The organism is Bradyrhizobium cytisi, assembly GCF_008123515.1.
Taxonomy (GTDB): Bacteria; Pseudomonadota; Alphaproteobacteria; order Rhizobiales; family Xanthobacteraceae; genus Bradyrhizobium; species Bradyrhizobium cytisi.
Window position 1 is genome coordinate 62,499 of sequence record NZ_VSSR01000021.1, and the last position, 15,632, is coordinate 78,130.

A 15,632-nucleotide genomic window follows, 5' to 3' on the forward strand; every position below is an offset into this window, starting at 1 on the left:
GTAATTTGATCCGTCAGTAGATTTGAGGGTAACGGCGATATCGCAGCCGCATCAGGTGCCGGGCAAGCTGCTGATGCCCTTCGTCGATCCGTTCCGCGCAAGAGGCAAGCCGTTGCTTGCCTGCGACGGCGAGCCGGGTGCGCTCTTCGGCCGACCCGACCTTCACGATGGCTTTCGCGAGCGAGGCCGGATCGTCATAGTCGAACAGGATGGCTGCGTCGCCGGCTTGCGCCTGGAAGGCTTCCGGATAGATCACCGGGGTGCCAACCGCCCACGCCTCGAGTGGAGGCAGATTGGTGGGGCCGAAATAGGTGGCCATCACCAGCGCACTTGCGCCGCGATAGAGCGCGCCAAGCTCCGCGGAGGGGACGAAGCCGAGAATGTGCACGCAATCGCCCAGACCGTGCTGTGCCACCAGCTCTTCGAACGCGGCGCGCGCGCCGCGATCGGAGCCGCACAGCACGAGCCGGTGCCTCTCGCCCCGATCCCAGAGCAGGCGCATCGCAAGCAGGACGGTTGCATGGTTCTTGTGCGACCAGAATTGCGCCGGATAGAACAGGTAGCCGGGCTCGATGCCGTACTTCATCAGGATTGAGGTGTCCGCGGCTTGATCGGGCGCGCCTGTTCGCGACACGTAGAACGACGGTGAGAACGGGATGCAGACGGCGTGGTCGCGCTCCATGGCGTAGCGCCGGCACAGCATGTCGACCAGTTCGTCGGCGTTGGTGACGACCACTGCGGCTTTGGTGGCGGCGCTGCGCCACACGATGTCGCGGCGCTCGAACTGGGCGAATTCCCGCACCTCGTCAAATTCAGGGCTGTCGCGGAAGCAGCCGTCGAAGATCGTGATGATGAACGGAAGCTTGTAGAGCACCAGGTTCCAGTTCGACGTGGTGGTGAAATAGACGATGTCGATACCGGCCCTGATCAGCTTCTTCTCGAATGGCGCGCAGACCCGCATGGTATATTGCAGCAGGTCGAACGCACCGGAATATTTGAGGAACAGGAACAGGCGGTCGAGCCAGCCAAGCTTCAGATACACGCTGTTGACGCCGAGATCGGCGAGGATCGCAACATTTTCGGGCAGGGTCGTGAACATGGTGACGTCGATATCGGCGGTCCTGGCCCAGTCGCGCATCCACATGATGTCGGTGAGTGACTGCTGGAAGCCGCCACCGACGTCGAGCGGTAGCTCGAGAAAAATCCCGACGTGGTAGCGCTTCACGACTGCGCGGCCTTTCTCGCGATGGAATAGGCGGCCCAGTTCTTCGTGTTCGGCACAGCGTCGGACAGCCAGGCATGGCTGCCGGCCGGCTCGAACCCGCATTGCCTGAGTGCGGCTTCGACCTCGAAGGGGAACCAGTAGCGCATGTGGTGCGCTTCATCGACGCGGTGGATCGTGGCGCGATCCGTGTCCTCGCAGAACAGGGTGTAGTTCACCGTGACGGTCGCCGCCTGTTCGTCGTGATCGGATTGCGCAATCCGGGTCAGGCGCAGCGGTTTTTGCTCGATCACCTTGACCCGCGTCTCGACGCCTTGCGCCAGCACGGCGCCGCCATACCAATAGTCGAAAAAGAAGATGCCGCCCGGCTTCAGCGCTGCATGCGCCGTGCGAAACATCGCCGCCAGGGCATCGAGGCTGGTCTGATAGCTCGCAACATGGAACAGCGACACCACCGTGTCGTAGTCGCGTTCCGGGCCGGTCGCGCAGACATCGCCCTGCCGGAACGGAATCGAAAGCCCGGCCTGCGCGGCGCGCGCCTTGGCGCTCGCGATCATCTCATGGCTGAGATCGATGCCGGCGACGTTCCAGCCCTGGCGCGAGAAGGCCAGCGCGTGCAGGCCGGTGCCGCAGCCGAGATCGAGCAGCTTTCCGGAAGAGACGCCGTGGTCGCGCAAGCGTGCCTCGACGAACGATGTCTCGGCCGCGTAGTCCTTGTCCTGATAAAGCAGGTCGTACCAGGGCGCGTAGTCGGCGAACACCGTCACGCCAAAATCTCCTTGAGCGCTTGTGCGGAGCGCGCGATCTCGTCGTCGGTCAAGGCAAGTCCGCTCGGCAGGTAGAAACCGCGACGGGCAATGCATTCCGCGTCCGGATGGGATTCATCGCGCATCAGGCCCATCCGGCGCAGCACCGGCTGCTCGTGCATGCACCAGAAGAACGGCCGCGTGCCGATGCCTTTTTCGCCGAGGCGGCGCATCGCCTCCTTGGCGTCGAACGGCACGCTGTCGTCCAGCACGACGCCGTAGACCCAGTAGATATTGTCGGCATAGTTGGTGCGGGCGACCGGGCGACGAATGCGGTCGACACCGGCGAGATGCTCGTCATAGAGCCGGCCGATCCGGCGCTTGAGCTCGACCGTGCGCGGCAGGCGCTCGACCTGGGCGACGCCGAGCGCGGCCTGCAAATTGGTCATGCGCGCGTTCCAGCCGAACTCCTCATGGACGAAACGCTGCTGCGGCTGGAAGCAGAGATTGCGATAGCCTCGCAGCCGGTCGGCGAGCGCGTCGTCGTCGGCGAGGATCATGCCGCCTTCGCCGGTGGTGACATGCTTGTTGGGATAGAAGCTGAAGGTCGAGACGTCACCGAAGCTTCCGCAGGGCGCGCCACGATAGGTCTGACCGTGCATCTCGGCAGCGTCCTCGATCACCCTCAGATCATGCTTGCGCGCAAGCGCCATGATCGGTTCGAGGTCGACCGGCAGGCCGTAGATGTGCACCAGCATGATCGCGCGCGCGCGCGGCGTGATCGCGGCCTCCACGCCCTCGACCGTCATGTTCCACGTTGCGGCATCGCAGTCGACCCCGACCGGGACAAGGCCGGCGCGCACGACGGCTGCAGCGCAGCTGATGATCGTGAAGGTCGGGATGATGACTTCGGAGCCTTGCTCGAGGCCGAGCGCATGAACGGCGATGTCGAGCGCAACCGAGCCGTTGGTCACCGCGACGCCGTGGCGCCGTCCGGCGGCCTCCGCCATCGCCTGCTCGAAGCGCTTGATGAACGGTCCTTCCGACGAGATCCAGCCGGTGCGGATGCATTCGGCGAGATAGTCGGCCTCGTTGCCGTCGAGCAACGGCGTGTTGACGGGAACGAACGGCGCGGTCACAGCCCCGGACCTTTGACCCGGATTTCCGACTGGGCAACTTCGGCGAATCTCGTCTTGTCGTTCTCGCCGGAATAGGGGCCCTGCTTGATCTCGAACATCTCGACCGGCTCGAGCACGTGGAAGCCGTGGGCGCCGCTGCACAACAGGATGATGTCGCCGGCACCGAGCACGCGGCTTTCCAGATAGTTTTCTTCGACCGTGTAGAAATCGACCTGGAGCTTGCCCTTCTGAATCAGGAGGACTTCCTGGGTGTAGTGCACCTCCCGCGTCACCTTGTTGTGGCGGTGTGGCTCGATGCTCTTGCCCTTCGGATGATTCATATAAGCGAGCTGCTGCGACAGTTCCGGCGACGAAAAGAAGTGGATACCCGGCTCGCGGAACGAGGCGCGCACGATGATCGCATAGAGCTGGTCGCCGAATCGAACATGTTCGACGTGTTCCATCTGAGCCTCGACAAAAAACGCTGTAATTGTAGTGACATAGCGTCACGCAAGAGCACTTTGGCCATTTTGGCCCACACCGTCAAGGGCGCGTCGGCGGCTCCTATTTGCGGTCGGCGAGCTGCAAGATCGTGCTCACGCGTTGGCGGAACGTGTGGGTCGAAAGCGTGCGGGCCTGTCCGGCCGCAGCGATCGCCAAACGCGCGGGCTCATCGTTGAGATAGCGATCGATCAGCGCGATACAGTCATCGGCCGAACGCCAGACGGCGACCTCGCGGCCGGGCTCGAACAGCGTGTGAAGATTGTCCTTGAAGTCCGTGAGCAGGAAGGCGCCGATACCGGTTGCTTCGAACAGGCGCGCATTGCCGGCTTCGGGTCCGGCCATGTCGATATGCGAGTTGAGCGTCACCCGCGAGGCTCGCAGCGCCTGATACATGTCCACGCCCCACACCTCGCCCTGGTAACAGCGGTGAAGCGGTGACGAGGCGGGCAGCGTATGCAGGCCGCTGCCGAACAGTTTCAGATCGTAGCGCCGCGCGACAGCTTCCAGCTGCGCCACGCGCTGCTGGTGATCGGCCGATACGGCGCCCACGAATGAGACGTCGATGCTGCGCGCTGGTGCAGGCGGAAGAACGTCGAGGATCGCGGGCTCGAATCCCAGATGGATGACCTCCGAGCGGGCGCCTTGTTGACGAAAGAAATCGACCACCGCAGCGATTTGCGAGATCAGCAGATCGTAGACCGACCAGTCCTCGCCGCGCGAGGGCACGATTCCAACCTGGCCGACCATGATGGGGCGGCAGATCTGCTTGATCCGGCGGACCAGGCGCGTGTCGACATGGAACAGGTCCTGGTTGAGGATCAGGTCCGGCTTGAAGTCCTCGATCTGCGCCAGCAGGATCTGTTCGGACTGCGCGTCAAGGCGCGGGCTCAAACCGATTCTGCGGGCGAGCGGCCTCAACACCGGCTTGAATGGTGCAACGGCGCGTTGCAGCCATCCCGGGATGGCATCGCTCACGGCGGCGCCCGGCGGCTGCGATGGGGTCACGCCGATGCCATGTTCGCGCGCCCATGCCGTCTGCATCCAGCCGTTGTTGACGTGGATGTTGGCGGCCGTGTGCCCGAGGGCTTCGAAATTGCGCGAGTAGAAGTCGGCCACGCCGAACAGGCTGGCGCTGCGCGCTGCCATCTGCGCGTCGTAGCTCGAATTCTCGAGACCCGGATGGCGCCGGTACAGCCAGGCGAGAAAGCGCTGATAATCGGCGTTGAGGATGAGGACGCGCACGGGCCTAGCGTTTCCCGCTCGCGGTGTTGCGATTGCTGATGTTCCGACGGTGCCTCATGTCAGGGTCGAATAGCCCATCCGATGGGCGCACACAATGTCCGTGGGCGATCTTCTACCGCTCGTCCGCGATCACCTTGCCGTCGTTCGGTAGCGCGCCGGGGCTGACCAGCTCGACTGCGCCGCCGAGCTTGGTCACGGCCCGCAGGCTGGCCGCGATCTCCTCGCGCAGTGCATCGCCCGATGTGCCTGCCTCGGCCTTCAGCGTCATCGCATCGGCCTCGCCCTGGCGGGTGACGACAAGGCGCAGCCGTCCGAGCGCGGGATGGCGCTTGCCGATCTCGGCGACCTGCTCGGGGCGGACGAACATGCCCTTGACCTTGGTGGTCTGGTCGGCGCGGCCCATCCAGCCGTTGATGCGCATATTGGTGCGACCGCAATTACTTGAGCCCGGCAATGCCGCGGTGAGGTCGCCGAGCGCAAGCCGGATCCAGGGATGGTGGGGATCGAGCGAGGTCACCACGATCTCGCCGACGTCGCCGGGGGAGACGGGATCGCCGGTGCCGGGCTTGACGATCTCCATGATCAGGTCCTCGTTCACGACCATGCCCTCGCGCGCCTCGGTCTCGAACGCGATGAGGCCGAGATCGGCGGTGCCGAAGGCCTGGTAGGCGTCGATGCCGCGCGCCTTGATCTCGGCCTGCAGCGAGGGCGGGAAGGCGGCGCCCGAAACCAGCGCGCGCTTGATCGAGGAGACATCGCGGCTCGCCGTTGCCGCGGCATCGAGCAGGATCTTGAGGAAATCGGGGGTGCCGCTGTAGCCGACAGGACGATAGGCCTCGATCAGCTCGAACTGCTGCTCGGTATTGCCGGGGCCGGCAGGGATCACCGCACAGCCCAGCGCGCGAGCCGAGGCGTCGAAGATGAAGCCGCCGGGGGTGAGGTGGTAGCTGAAGGTGTTGAGCACGACGTCGCCCGGTCGAAACCCTGCGGCAAACAGCGCCCGCGCTCCGCGCCAGGGGTCGGCCTGGGTGCCCTCCGGCTCGAAGATGGGGCCCGGGGAGGTGAAGAGGCGGGCAAACGACCCCGGGGTCGCCGCCACGAAGCCACCGAAGGGCTGGGAGGCCTTGTGCAGGGCGGGCAGTTCCGACTTGCGCAGCAGGGGAAGGTCCGCCAGCGCCGTCCTGGACGTTACCGAGGCAGGATCGATGCCCTTCAGCCGCTCAGCATAGGCGGGCGCGCTCATCGCGCTGCGCAGGACGCCCGGCAGGCGGGCGAGCAGCTCGGCCTCGCGCACCGCTGGCTCGCGCGTCTCGAGGGCGTCGTAATGGGCGGTCATGGCAGGTCTTTCCGGGTTGGCATCCGTTGCACGCCGCCGCTGGCATGGGTATCAGACGGCCATTGGCGGGGCGTGGAGAGGACGCAATGGCGGACGAGAGCATCATTCCGGCGGAAGAGGCGGCCGACGTCGTCGTGCGCCTGAAGCGCCGCATGATCGAGGACGCGATCCCGCTGTGGTCGACGGTCGGCTGGGACCGCCAAGCGGGCGGTTTCATCGACCGGCTGCATCGCGACGGCACGGCGGATGCCTCGGCGCCTCGCCGGGTGTTCGTGCAGGCCCGCCAGATCTGGTGCTACGCCAAGGCGGCGCAGATGGGCTGGTACCCCGAAGGGCGCGCCATCGCGCTGAAGGGGCTGGAGCATCTGCTCAGCAAAGCGAAGGCGCCCGACGGCCGGCCTGGCTATGTGCATCGGCTGGCGCCGGACGGTTCTGTGCTGGACGCGCGGCGCGATGCCTACGACCACGCCTTCATCCTGTTTGCGCTGGCGGCCGTTTATGCGCTCGACAAGGACGCGCAAATTCGCGCCGAGATCGACGCGCTGCTCGCCTTCCTCGACGGCCATCTGCGCTCGCCGCATGGCGGCGTGCACGAAAGCCTGCCGGTGTCGCTGCCGCGCCGGCAGAACCCGCACATGCATCTGTTCGAGGCGATGATCGCCTGCTTTGATGCGACCCACGATCTGTCGTTCCAGAATCGCGCCGGCGAATTCTTCGCGCTGTTCCTCGCCAATCTCTACGACAAGCAGAAGCGCGCGCTCGGAGAATATTTCGAGGAGGACTGGTCGAAGATCGAGCCGGTCAGCGTCGAGGCCGGCCACCAGGCCGAATGGGTCTGGCTGTTGAAGGGGTTTGAACGCATCACGGGCTGCCCGACCGGACAACGGCGCGCAGAGCTGCTCGCGACCGCGCTGCGCTATCGCGATACGGCCACCGGCTGCCTCGTCGACGAGGGCGACGACACCGGCAACATCCGTCGCTCGACGCGTCGGCTGTGGCCGCAGACCGAGATGGCGAAAGCGTGGATTGCGCAGGCCGAGTCCGGCGAGGCGGGCGCGGCGGACGAGGCGCGCGTGGCGCTGGTGCGGCTCGAACGGCATTATCTCAGCCATCCCGTGCGGGGCGGCTGGTACGACCAGTTCGACAGCGACGGCAAATCGCTGATCGACACCATTCCTGCGTCGTCGTTCTATCATGTTCTCTGCGCAGTCACTGAAGCGGAGCAGGTTTTGGGCTAAAGCTCTTTTGTTTTGACGCGTTTTCTTCACGCGAACCGGCTCCCACTTCGCTCGAAAACGCTATAGCCATCGCTTGCGCCGCTTGAAGCTCTTCAGGTTCTTGAAGCTCTTGCGCTGGTCGCCGGCGCCGCCGAGATAGAACTCCTTGACGTCCTCGTTGTCGCGCAGCTCGTCGGCAGTGCCGTCGAGCACGACCTTGCCCTGCTCCATGATGTAGCCATGGCTTGCCACCGACAGCGCGGCGCGCGCATTCTGCTCCACCAGCAGGATGGTGACGCCGAGGTCGCGGTTGATCTTCTGGATAATGGCGAACACCTCTTTCACCAGCAGCGGCGACAGGCCCATCGACGGCTCGTCCATCAGGATCATCTTCGGGCGCGCCATCAGCGCGCGGCCGATCGCGAGCATCTGCTGCTCGCCGCCGGAGAGATAGCCGGCCAGTCCCGTGCGCTCCTTCAGGCGCGGGAAATAATTGAAGACCATGTCGAGGTCGGCATCGACCTCGCGATCCCTGCGGGTGAAGGCGCCGAGCCTGAGGTTTTCCAGCGACGTCATGTCGGCGACGATGCGTCGGCCCTCCATGACCTGGAAGATGCCGCGGCGGACGATCTTGTCGGGATCGATGCCGGCGATGGGCTTACCCTCGAACAGGATCTCGCCGCGCGTGACCTCGCCGTCCTCGGTCTTGAGCAGCCCCGAGATCGCCTTCAGCGTGGTCGACTTGCCGGCACCATTGGCCCCAAGCAGCGCCACGATCGCACCCTTGGGCACGTCGAGGCTGAGGCCGCGCAGCACCAGGATGACGTCGTCATAGACGACCTCGATGTTGCGCACGGCGAGGAGGGGCGGTGCGGGGACTGCGGTTGGCTTGGTGCGAGATGCTTCGAGAGTGTCGCTCATGCGTCATCATTCTCCGCGGTCGTCGCCCGGCTTGACCGGGCGACCCAGTATTCCAGAGACGCCAGAGATTCACCGAGAAGCTGCGGCGTACTGGATCCCCCGCTCCAGTGCGCGTTGCGCACAAGGCGGGAGATGACGGTTGCGTGTGGGGAAACGGCGAGGCTCACCAGCCCAGCAGTTCCGGCTTGCGTGGCAGCTCGACGGTCTTGACCTTCTCGAGCTTGATCGTGCCCTTGGCCATGACGTCGTTGAGATCGCCGTCGGTCGCGCCCGAGATCTTGGTGCGATAGAGCTCGACCTTCAACGTTCCGCGATGGTCCTTGTCGGTCCAGGTCGAGGGCGCGCAGACGCCTTCCATGCCTGATGGCACCCAATCCTTTTTCTGGTAGAAGCCCTTGGCGACGTTGTCGCCGGTTGCGCCGCCGTTCTTGGCGGCCCAGTCGAGCGCCTCCTTCATGTAGAGCGCCGAGCAGACCGCCGCGACGTAGTGCACGGGGCGATAGACCTTGCCGGTAGGGTCGGACATCTTCGATATCTCCATCACCGTCTTCATGCCGGGCGCATCGCCGCCCCAACTCACCGCGGTGCGCAGCGGGAAGATCACGCCGTTGGCGGCGTCGCCTGCGGTCTTGGCAGCGTTCTCGTCCATGCCCCAGACATTGCCGAGGAACTGCACCTCGGCGCCCGCGGTCTTGCAGGCCTTCATCACCGAGATGTTGGAGGCCGCGGTGTTGCCGAGATAGGCATAGTGGGCGCCCGAGGATTTCAGGCTCAGGCACTGCGCGCTGTAGTCACCCGGCGTAAGCGCGAACACCAGCGGGGGGAGCACCTCGAAGCCGAGCTCCTGCGCCATGGCTTCGCCGGCGGCCTTCGGCGCGTTCGGGTAAGGGTGGTTGGCACCCATGTGCACGAATTTCGGCTTGCCGGGCTTGCCCTTGGCCTTCCAGTCCTCAGCCGCCCAGATCAGCATCGCGCGCAGCGAGTCCGAATAGCTCGGGCCGTAGAAGAAATTGTAGGGCGCGGGCTTGGCCTTGCCGCTGGTGCCTTCGGGATCGGTCAGGGCCGCGGCATAGGAGCCCGACATGTCGGGGATCTTGTCCTGGGCGAGGAAGCCGGTCAGTGCTTCAGTATCCGCAGTGCCCCAGCCCATGATCGCGGCAACCTTCGAGTCCGGTGCCGACCACTTCTTGTAGAGCGCGATCGCGCGCGGCACCTGGTAGCCGTAATCGTTGGTGTCGACGCTGACCTGCTTGCCGCCGATGCCGCCGTTCTTGTTGATCCAGGCAAAAGTGTCGGCGACGGCCTGCCCGTAGGGCGTGCCGACGTCGGAGGTGCCGCCGGAATAATCGGCGAGATGCCCGATCGCGATCTGCGCTTGCGCGCTCGCGGAGAATGCCGCGATCACAAGAGCGAGCGATGCGGTGCTCAAAAGGGCCTTCATTGTCATGGGTCGGTTCCTCCGGTTTATTGTTTCAGTGAAGTTTCCGCGCTCAGTGCGAGAACGGGTAGAGTTTCCAGTACGCCTTGATCTGCCGCCAGCGATGCGCGAGCCCGTCCGGCTCGAACATCAGGAACGCGATGATGATGACCCCGATCGCGATCTCGCGCAGGAAGGTGATGTTGTTGTTGAGCGACAACGCCTTGTCGATCGCGCCGCCCTTGACCGACAGACTGATGAACTCCATGGACTCCGGCAGCAGCACCACGAAGGCCGTGCCCATCAGCGTGCCCATGATCGAGCCGGTGCCGCCGATGATGATCATGGCGAGGAACAGGATCGAGCGCTCGATGCCGAAACCTTCCTGCGACACCACGAGCTGGTAATGCGCGTAGAGCGCGCCGGCGATGCCGGCGAAGAAGGCGGCGAGCCCGAACGACAGCGTGCGGTATTTGGTGAGGTTGATGCCCATGATCTCCGCGGAGAGATAATGGTCGCGGATCGCGACCAGCGCGCGGCCGTCGCGCGTGCGCATCAGATTGGTGACGAGAATATAGCTCGCCAGCACATAGGCCAGCACGACATAGAAATATTGCCGGTCGCCGCGCAGCGTATAGCCGAAGATCGAGAACGGCTCGGCGCTCGCCGGCACGGAGCCGCCGGAAAACCAATCGGCGCGAGAGAAGAAGTCGAGCAGGATATATTGGGCCGCCAGCGTCGCGATGACGAGGTAAAGACCCTTCAGCCGCGCCGCCGGAATGCCGAAGATCAGCCCGACCAAAGCGGTGACGACACCCGCGAGCGGAATCGCGAAGAACACCGGGATCGGCGCGTTGTTGGAGATGTAGGCAGAGGTGAAGGCACCGAGCAGGAAGAAGGCGGCGTGCCCGATCGAGATCTGGCCGGTGAAGCCGACCAGGATGTTGAGCCCCAGCGCCGCAATCGAGAAGATGCCGATCTGGATCAGGATGCTGAGCCAGTAGCCGCCGAGGAATTGCGGCACGAGGCACAACGCCAGCACGCCGGCGATCGCGAAGTTGCGGCTGGTCGTGGTCGGGAAGATCGTGGTGTCAGCCGCGTAAGAGGTGCGGAAATCACCAGCAGGGATGAGGGCAGGGCCGGCCATGGATCAGATCCGCTCGATGTCGTGGGTGCCGAACAGGCCGTAAGGCTTGATCATCAGCACGATGATGAGGACGTAAAACGGCGCGATCTCGTAGAGATTGCCCCAGTGCAGATACTCGCTGTCGACATATTGTGCGATGTTTTCCAGGAGCCCGATGATGATGCCGCCGAGCACCGCGCCGCCGACGGAATCGAGCCCGCCGAGGATCGCCGCCGGGAACACCTTGATGCCGTAGCCGGCAAGACCCGAGGACACGCCGTTCACCACGGCGACGACGACGCCGGCGACCGCGGAAACGGTGGCCGAGATGGCCCAGGCCATCGCAAACACGCTTTTGACGGAAATGCCGAGCGACTGCGCCACTTGCTGGTTGAAGGCGGTGGCGCGCATCGCAAGGCCGTACTTCGAGGCGCGGAAGAACCAGGCCATGCCGATCATCATCGCCACCGACACGACCAGGCTCATGACATAGACGGTCTGGATCTGGAGGCCGAACAGGCCGACCGACTGGCTCTCGAACACGCGCGGGAACGGCTGCGGGTTGACGCCGAACATCCATTTCAGCGTCGCCTGCAGCACGGTGGAGAGGCCGATCGTCACCATGATCACGGAGATGATGGGCTCGCCGATCATCGGCCGCAGGATCAGGACCTGGATCGCGATGCCGAACACGAACATGAACACCAGCGTCATCGGCATGCCGATCCAGAACGGCACCTGGTATTTCGCGAGCAGGGTCCAGCACACCCAGGCGCCGACCAGCAGCAATTCCCCTTGCGCGAAATTGACGACTTGCGTCGCCTTGTAGATCAGCACGAACGACATCGCGACCACGCCGTAGAGCGTGCCGACCACGAGACCGTTGACCAGGAGCTGGATGAGGAAGGCTGTGTTCATGTGGTGCTATCCTTCGCCTCTCCCGGCCTGCGCAGGAAGGGGTGGATCGATTGCCGGCCCTGGATCGGAAGCAAGTTCACTCTGCAGCCTCCGCCATGGGACCGTGTCCGCCGAGATCCACGACCCGCAATGTGGTTCGCACGCGCTGGGTGGTACCGTCCTGGAAGCGGATCACGGTATCGACGGGGATGTCGGCGGAGCCGCGGTAGATGGCGTCGATAATGCCTTCGTATTTCTCATTGATGACGCTGCGGCGTACCTTTCGGGTGCGGGTGAGCTCGCCATCGTCAGCGTCGAGCTCCTTGTAAAGAAGCAGGAAGCGCGAGATGCGTTGCGCCGGGGGCAGCGTCGCGTTGACGGTCTCGACTTCCTTTTGCAGCAGCGCATAGACTTCGGGGCGCGAGGCGAGGTCGCTGTAGGTCGTGAACGAGAGCCGGTTCTTCTCCGCCCATTTCGAGATGATGGAGTAGCGGATGCAGATCATCGCCGCGAGCGCATCGCGACCGGCGCCGAGCACCACGGCCTCCGCGATGTAAGGCGAGAACTTCAGCTTGTTCTCGATGAATTGCGGCGAGAAGCGTTCGCCGCGCGATGTCTCGGCGAGATCCTTGATGCGGTCGATGACGACAAGCTGGCGGTTCGCGTTGAAATAGCCGGCATCACCCGACAGCATCCAGCCGTCGCGGATGTCGGCGACGCTCGCTTCCGGGTTCTTGTAGTAGCCGAGAAACATGTTGGGGTGGCGCACCACGATCTCGCCGACGCCATGGATATCGGCATTGTCGATGCGGATCTCGACGCTGTCCGCCATCGGCACGCCCGTCGTGTCGGGGTCGACCTTGCCCGCGGGATGCAGCGTGTAGGCCCCCAGCAGCTCGGTCTGGCCATAGAGCGTGCGCAGCGGCACGCCCATAGCCTGGAAGAACTTGAAAGTATCAGGGCCGAGCGCTGCGCCGCCGGTGGCGGCCGAACGCAGCCGCGTGAAGCCGAGCCGGTCGCGCAGGGCGCGGAACAGGATGGCGTCGGCAACGCCCGAGCGCTTGCCCTGTTCGAGCGCGGCGAGACCCGATTTCATGCCGATATCGAACAGGTGCTGCTTGAATGGCGTCGCATCCATCACCTTGGCGCGGACGTCGGCGGCGATCGATTCCCAGACGCGCGGCGCAAACAGCACGAATGTCGGCGCGATCTCGCGCAGGTCGTTCATCATCGTATCCGGCTCTTCGACGAAGTTGATCTTCATTCGGCAGAGCAGGCCTTTGCCGAGCACGTAGACCTGCTCCATGATCCACGGCAACGGGAGCACCGAGACGTATTCGTCGTCCGGGCTCTTCGGGTCGAAGGCGAGATAGGTCGCGCAATGGCCGAGCACGCGGCCGGCTGCGAGCATCGCGAGCTTCGGATGCGACGTGGTACCCGACGTGGTGCAGAGGATGGCGACATCTTCGCCCTTGGTGGCGTCGACGAGCTTGTCGTAAAGCTCCGGCTCGCGGGTCGCGCGGGCACGCCCGAGCTCGGCGAACTTCTCCGCCGACATCAGCCGCGGATCGTCGTATTTCCGCATCCCGCGCGGATCGGAATAGATGATGTGCTTAAGTCGCGGCACGCGCTCGGCGAGCGCCAGCAGCTTGTCGACCTGCTCCTCGTCCTCGGCAAAGACGAGCTGGGCCTCGCCGTAATTGAGCAGATACGAAGCCTCCTCGTCCAGCACGTCGCGATAGAGCCCGAGGCTCAATCCGCCGATCGCGTGGGTGGCCACTTCCGCCGCAACCCAGTCCGGCCGGTTGTCGCCTATGATTCCGATGACGTCGCCCCGGCCAAGGCTCAGTTCGATCAGCCCGAGCGCGAAATCGCGCACGCGGGTCTGGTAATCGCTCCAGGTGAAGGGGCGCCAGAGGCCGAGATCCTTTTCGCGCAGCGCGATCTCGTCGCCGTGCTCTTTTGCATTAAGCCGGAGCATCTTTGGATAGGTGTCGGCCTGGGCGACGCGGCCTGCATAATCCATCATGCCGCGCTCTCCTGGGCCGGCGGCGCATCGTCGGGATCGACCAGCAACTCGTCCTCCTCGCCGAGATAGGCGCGCCTGACGTGGGGATCGGCGAGCACGGCGGCAGGATCGCCCTCGGCGATCTTACGGCCGAAATCCAGCACCATGACGCGGTGGGAGATGTCCATCACCACGCCCATGTCGTGCTCGATCATCACCACCGTCATCCCGAACTCCTCGTTGAGATCGACGATGTAGCGGGCCATGTCCTCCTTCTCCTCGAAGTTCATGCCGGCCATCGGCTCATCAAGGAGGATGAGGCGCGGCTCCAGTGCCATGGCACGCGCAAGCTCGACGCGCTTGCGCAGGCCGTAGGGGAGAGTGCCGGCCGGCGCCTTTCGCACCGATTGGAGGTCGAGGAAGTCGATGATCTCTTCAACCTTGCGGCGGTGCTCAAGCTCTTCCTTGCGCGCGCCGGTGAGCCAGTACAGCGAGCCCGTGAGGAAATTGTTGTTCAGGAGGTGATGGCGGCCGACCATGACGTTGTCGAGCACGCTCATGTGGTGGAACAGGGCGAGATTCTGGAAGGTGCGGCCGATTCCGAGCGTGGGACGCGCATTCGGCGTCAGGCCGCTGATGTCGCGGCCGTGGTAGAACAGCTGGCCTTCAGTCGGCTTGTAGCGGCCGGAAATACAGTTCACGATCGAAGTCTTGCCAGCACCGTTGGGGCCGATAATCGAGAACAACTCGCCCTCGTTGATGGCGAAACTGACGTCGGTCAGCGCGCGAACGCCGCCGAACCGCAAGGACACGCCGCGCACTTCGAGACTGGTAGCCACCAAAAAAATCCCTCCCGGTGATGGCGCGTTCAGCGGCGCTCTTCGTTCGTTCCTCTCGGGCGATCCTAGTACGGTCGTGCCGGTGAGGCCATGCAGCACATGGTTCCGACCGGAGCCGTGCCACTTTCGTACCCGTTTGGGATCAAAAGCCGCATCACCCGAGGTGGCCCTCAATAGGGGAAAGCGCTATTTTGAAATGTCTCCGGCCTGACAATTCTGCGACAAAGTTTTTGGGGCTGCAGCGGCTTGCATCTTTCGTCGGATGGTGGCCGGAACAATTGTGTTGCAGTGCAGCAGAAGGATGGGGTGACGAAACGGTGCGGCTGGCCCCTCGATCATGATTTCAGAGGATCAACTCAAGCGCGTCGCCGCCTGGTCGCGCGAACTCACGCTGGCGGAGATCGAGGTGGCGCGCGCCGGGATTACGGAGCGGTCCTACGGCACCGGCGAGACCGTGTTCATGCGCGGCGACAAGTTTGGTTATTGGGCCGGCATGGTGAGCGGCCTGGCCCGCATGGGCGGCGTTTCGCGCGACGGCAGGGAGACGAGCCTTGCGGGGCTCACGGCAGGCGCCTGGTTCGGCGAAGGCAGCGTGCTGAAGAACGAGCTGCGCCGCTACGACGTGGTCGCTTTGCGCGACAGCCGCGTTGCGTTGATGGAGCGCTCCGCCTTCATGTGGCTGTTCGAGAACAGCGTCGGCTTCAATCGCTTCCTGGTGCGCCAGCTCAACGAGCGGCTCGGACAGTTCATCGGCATGCTCGAGGTCAACCGCACGCTCGATGCCACCTCGCGCCTCGCGCGCAGCATAGCCTCGCTGTTCAATCCGATTCTCTATCCGGAATCGACCGCGCATCTGGAGATCACCCAGGAGGAGATCGGCGCACTGTCCGGCATGTCGCGCCAGAACGCCAACCGAGCGCTGAACCGGCTGGAGAAGGAGGGCCTGCTGCGGCTGGAATATGGCGGTGTCACCATTCTGGATATCGATCGGCTGCGCGGGTATGGGGACTAGACGACCGATTCCGTGAACTTGGCAGTA

General features: G+C 64.3%; 14 protein-coding genes. 2 read left to right on the top strand and 12 right to left on the bottom strand.

Going from position 1 to position 15,632, the window contains the following annotated elements:
• Nucleotides 1-13 precede the first annotated feature (13 nt).
• The 6 genes from FXB38_RS12875 to FXB38_RS12900 all read right to left on the bottom strand — a co-directional run bounded on the left by FXB38_RS12875 (nt 14) and on the right by FXB38_RS12900 (nt 6,168).
• Nucleotides 14-1,225: a glycosyltransferase gene (locus tag FXB38_RS12875; RefSeq protein WP_148751225.1), complete on the bottom strand. Its 1,212-nt coding sequence runs from the start codon at nt 1,223-1,225 to the stop codon at nt 14-16.
• A complete protein-coding gene (locus FXB38_RS12880; RefSeq protein WP_148751226.1) occupies nt 1,222-1,989 on the bottom strand; it encodes a class I SAM-dependent DNA methyltransferase in 768 nt (255 codons plus the stop codon). The genes FXB38_RS12875 and FXB38_RS12880 overlap by 4 nt, the downstream gene beginning before the upstream one ends.
• The gene (locus FXB38_RS12885) at nt 1,986-3,107 is read right to left on the bottom strand and encodes a DegT/DnrJ/EryC1/StrS family aminotransferase (RefSeq protein ID WP_148751227.1); all 1,122 of its coding nucleotides are present in this window, start codon (nt 3,105-3,107) and stop codon (nt 1,986-1,988) included. Before FXB38_RS12885 ends, FXB38_RS12880 begins: the two co-directional genes overlap by 4 nt.
• The gene (locus tag FXB38_RS12890; protein WP_148751228.1) at nt 3,104-3,550 is read right to left on the bottom strand and encodes a cupin domain-containing protein; all 447 of its coding nucleotides are present in this window, start codon (nt 3,548-3,550) and stop codon (nt 3,104-3,106) included. Before FXB38_RS12890 ends, FXB38_RS12885 begins: the two co-directional genes overlap by 4 nt.
• A 100-nt stretch (nt 3,551-3,650) precedes the next feature.
• Entirely contained in the window at nt 3,651-4,832 is a 1,182-nt protein-coding gene (locus FXB38_RS12895) for a CgeB family protein (protein WP_148751229.1), read from the bottom strand.
• Nucleotides 4,833-4,944: 112 nt separating this feature from the next.
• The gene (locus FXB38_RS12900; RefSeq protein WP_148751230.1) at nt 4,945-6,168 is read right to left on the bottom strand and encodes a phenylacetate--CoA ligase family protein; all 1,224 of its coding nucleotides are present in this window, start codon (nt 6,166-6,168) and stop codon (nt 4,945-4,947) included.
• A gap of 86 nt (nt 6,169-6,254) precedes the next feature.
• Here FXB38_RS12900 and FXB38_RS12905 point away from each other — a divergent pair, with 86 nt between their 5' ends.
• Nucleotides 6,255-7,406 (top strand): AGE family epimerase/isomerase, encoded by a 1,152-nt coding sequence (locus FXB38_RS12905; protein ID WP_187434839.1) that lies wholly within the window; start codon nt 6,255-6,257, stop codon nt 7,404-7,406.
• A 60-nt stretch (nt 7,407-7,466) separates the two neighbouring features.
• On the opposite strand, the gene FXB38_RS12910 is transcribed toward FXB38_RS12905, so the two are convergent.
• The 6 genes from FXB38_RS12910 to FXB38_RS12935 form a co-directional block, all read right to left on the bottom strand.
• On the bottom strand, nt 7,467-8,306 hold the full coding sequence (locus FXB38_RS12910) for an ABC transporter ATP-binding protein (RefSeq protein WP_148751232.1): 840 nt from the start codon (nt 8,304-8,306) through the stop codon (nt 7,467-7,469).
• Between the two features lie 163 nt (nt 8,307-8,469).
• Entirely contained in the window at nt 8,470-9,753 is a 1,284-nt protein-coding gene (locus FXB38_RS12915) for an ABC transporter substrate-binding protein (RefSeq protein WP_148751233.1), read from the bottom strand.
• 43 nt (nt 9,754-9,796) lie between these two features.
• Nucleotides 9,797-10,870: a branched-chain amino acid ABC transporter permease gene (locus tag FXB38_RS12920; RefSeq protein ID WP_148751234.1), complete on the bottom strand. Its 1,074-nt coding sequence runs from the start codon at nt 10,868-10,870 to the stop codon at nt 9,797-9,799.
• Between the two features lie 3 nt (nt 10,871-10,873).
• Nucleotides 10,874-11,767 carry a branched-chain amino acid ABC transporter permease gene (locus FXB38_RS12925; protein ID WP_148751235.1) on the bottom strand — a complete coding sequence of 298 codons (894 nt, stop codon included), beginning with the start codon at nt 11,765-11,767 and terminating at the stop codon, nt 10,874-10,876.
• A gap of 76 nt (nt 11,768-11,843) precedes the next feature.
• Entirely contained in the window at nt 11,844-13,775 is a 1,932-nt protein-coding gene (locus tag FXB38_RS12930; RefSeq protein WP_148751236.1) for a long-chain fatty acid--CoA ligase, read from the bottom strand.
• Nucleotides 13,772-14,593, bottom strand: coding sequence for an ABC transporter ATP-binding protein (locus FXB38_RS12935; protein WP_148751237.1), 822 nt, complete (start codon nt 14,591-14,593; stop codon nt 13,772-13,774). The genes FXB38_RS12930 and FXB38_RS12935 overlap by 4 nt, the downstream gene beginning before the upstream one ends.
• 337 nt (nt 14,594-14,930) lie before the next feature.
• Between FXB38_RS12935 and FXB38_RS12940 the strand changes: the two genes are divergently transcribed.
• Nucleotides 14,931-15,605 carry a Crp/Fnr family transcriptional regulator gene (locus FXB38_RS12940; RefSeq protein WP_148751238.1) on the top strand — a complete coding sequence of 225 codons (675 nt, stop codon included), beginning with the start codon at nt 14,931-14,933 and terminating at the stop codon, nt 15,603-15,605.
• Nucleotides 15,606-15,632 lie beyond the last annotated feature (27 nt).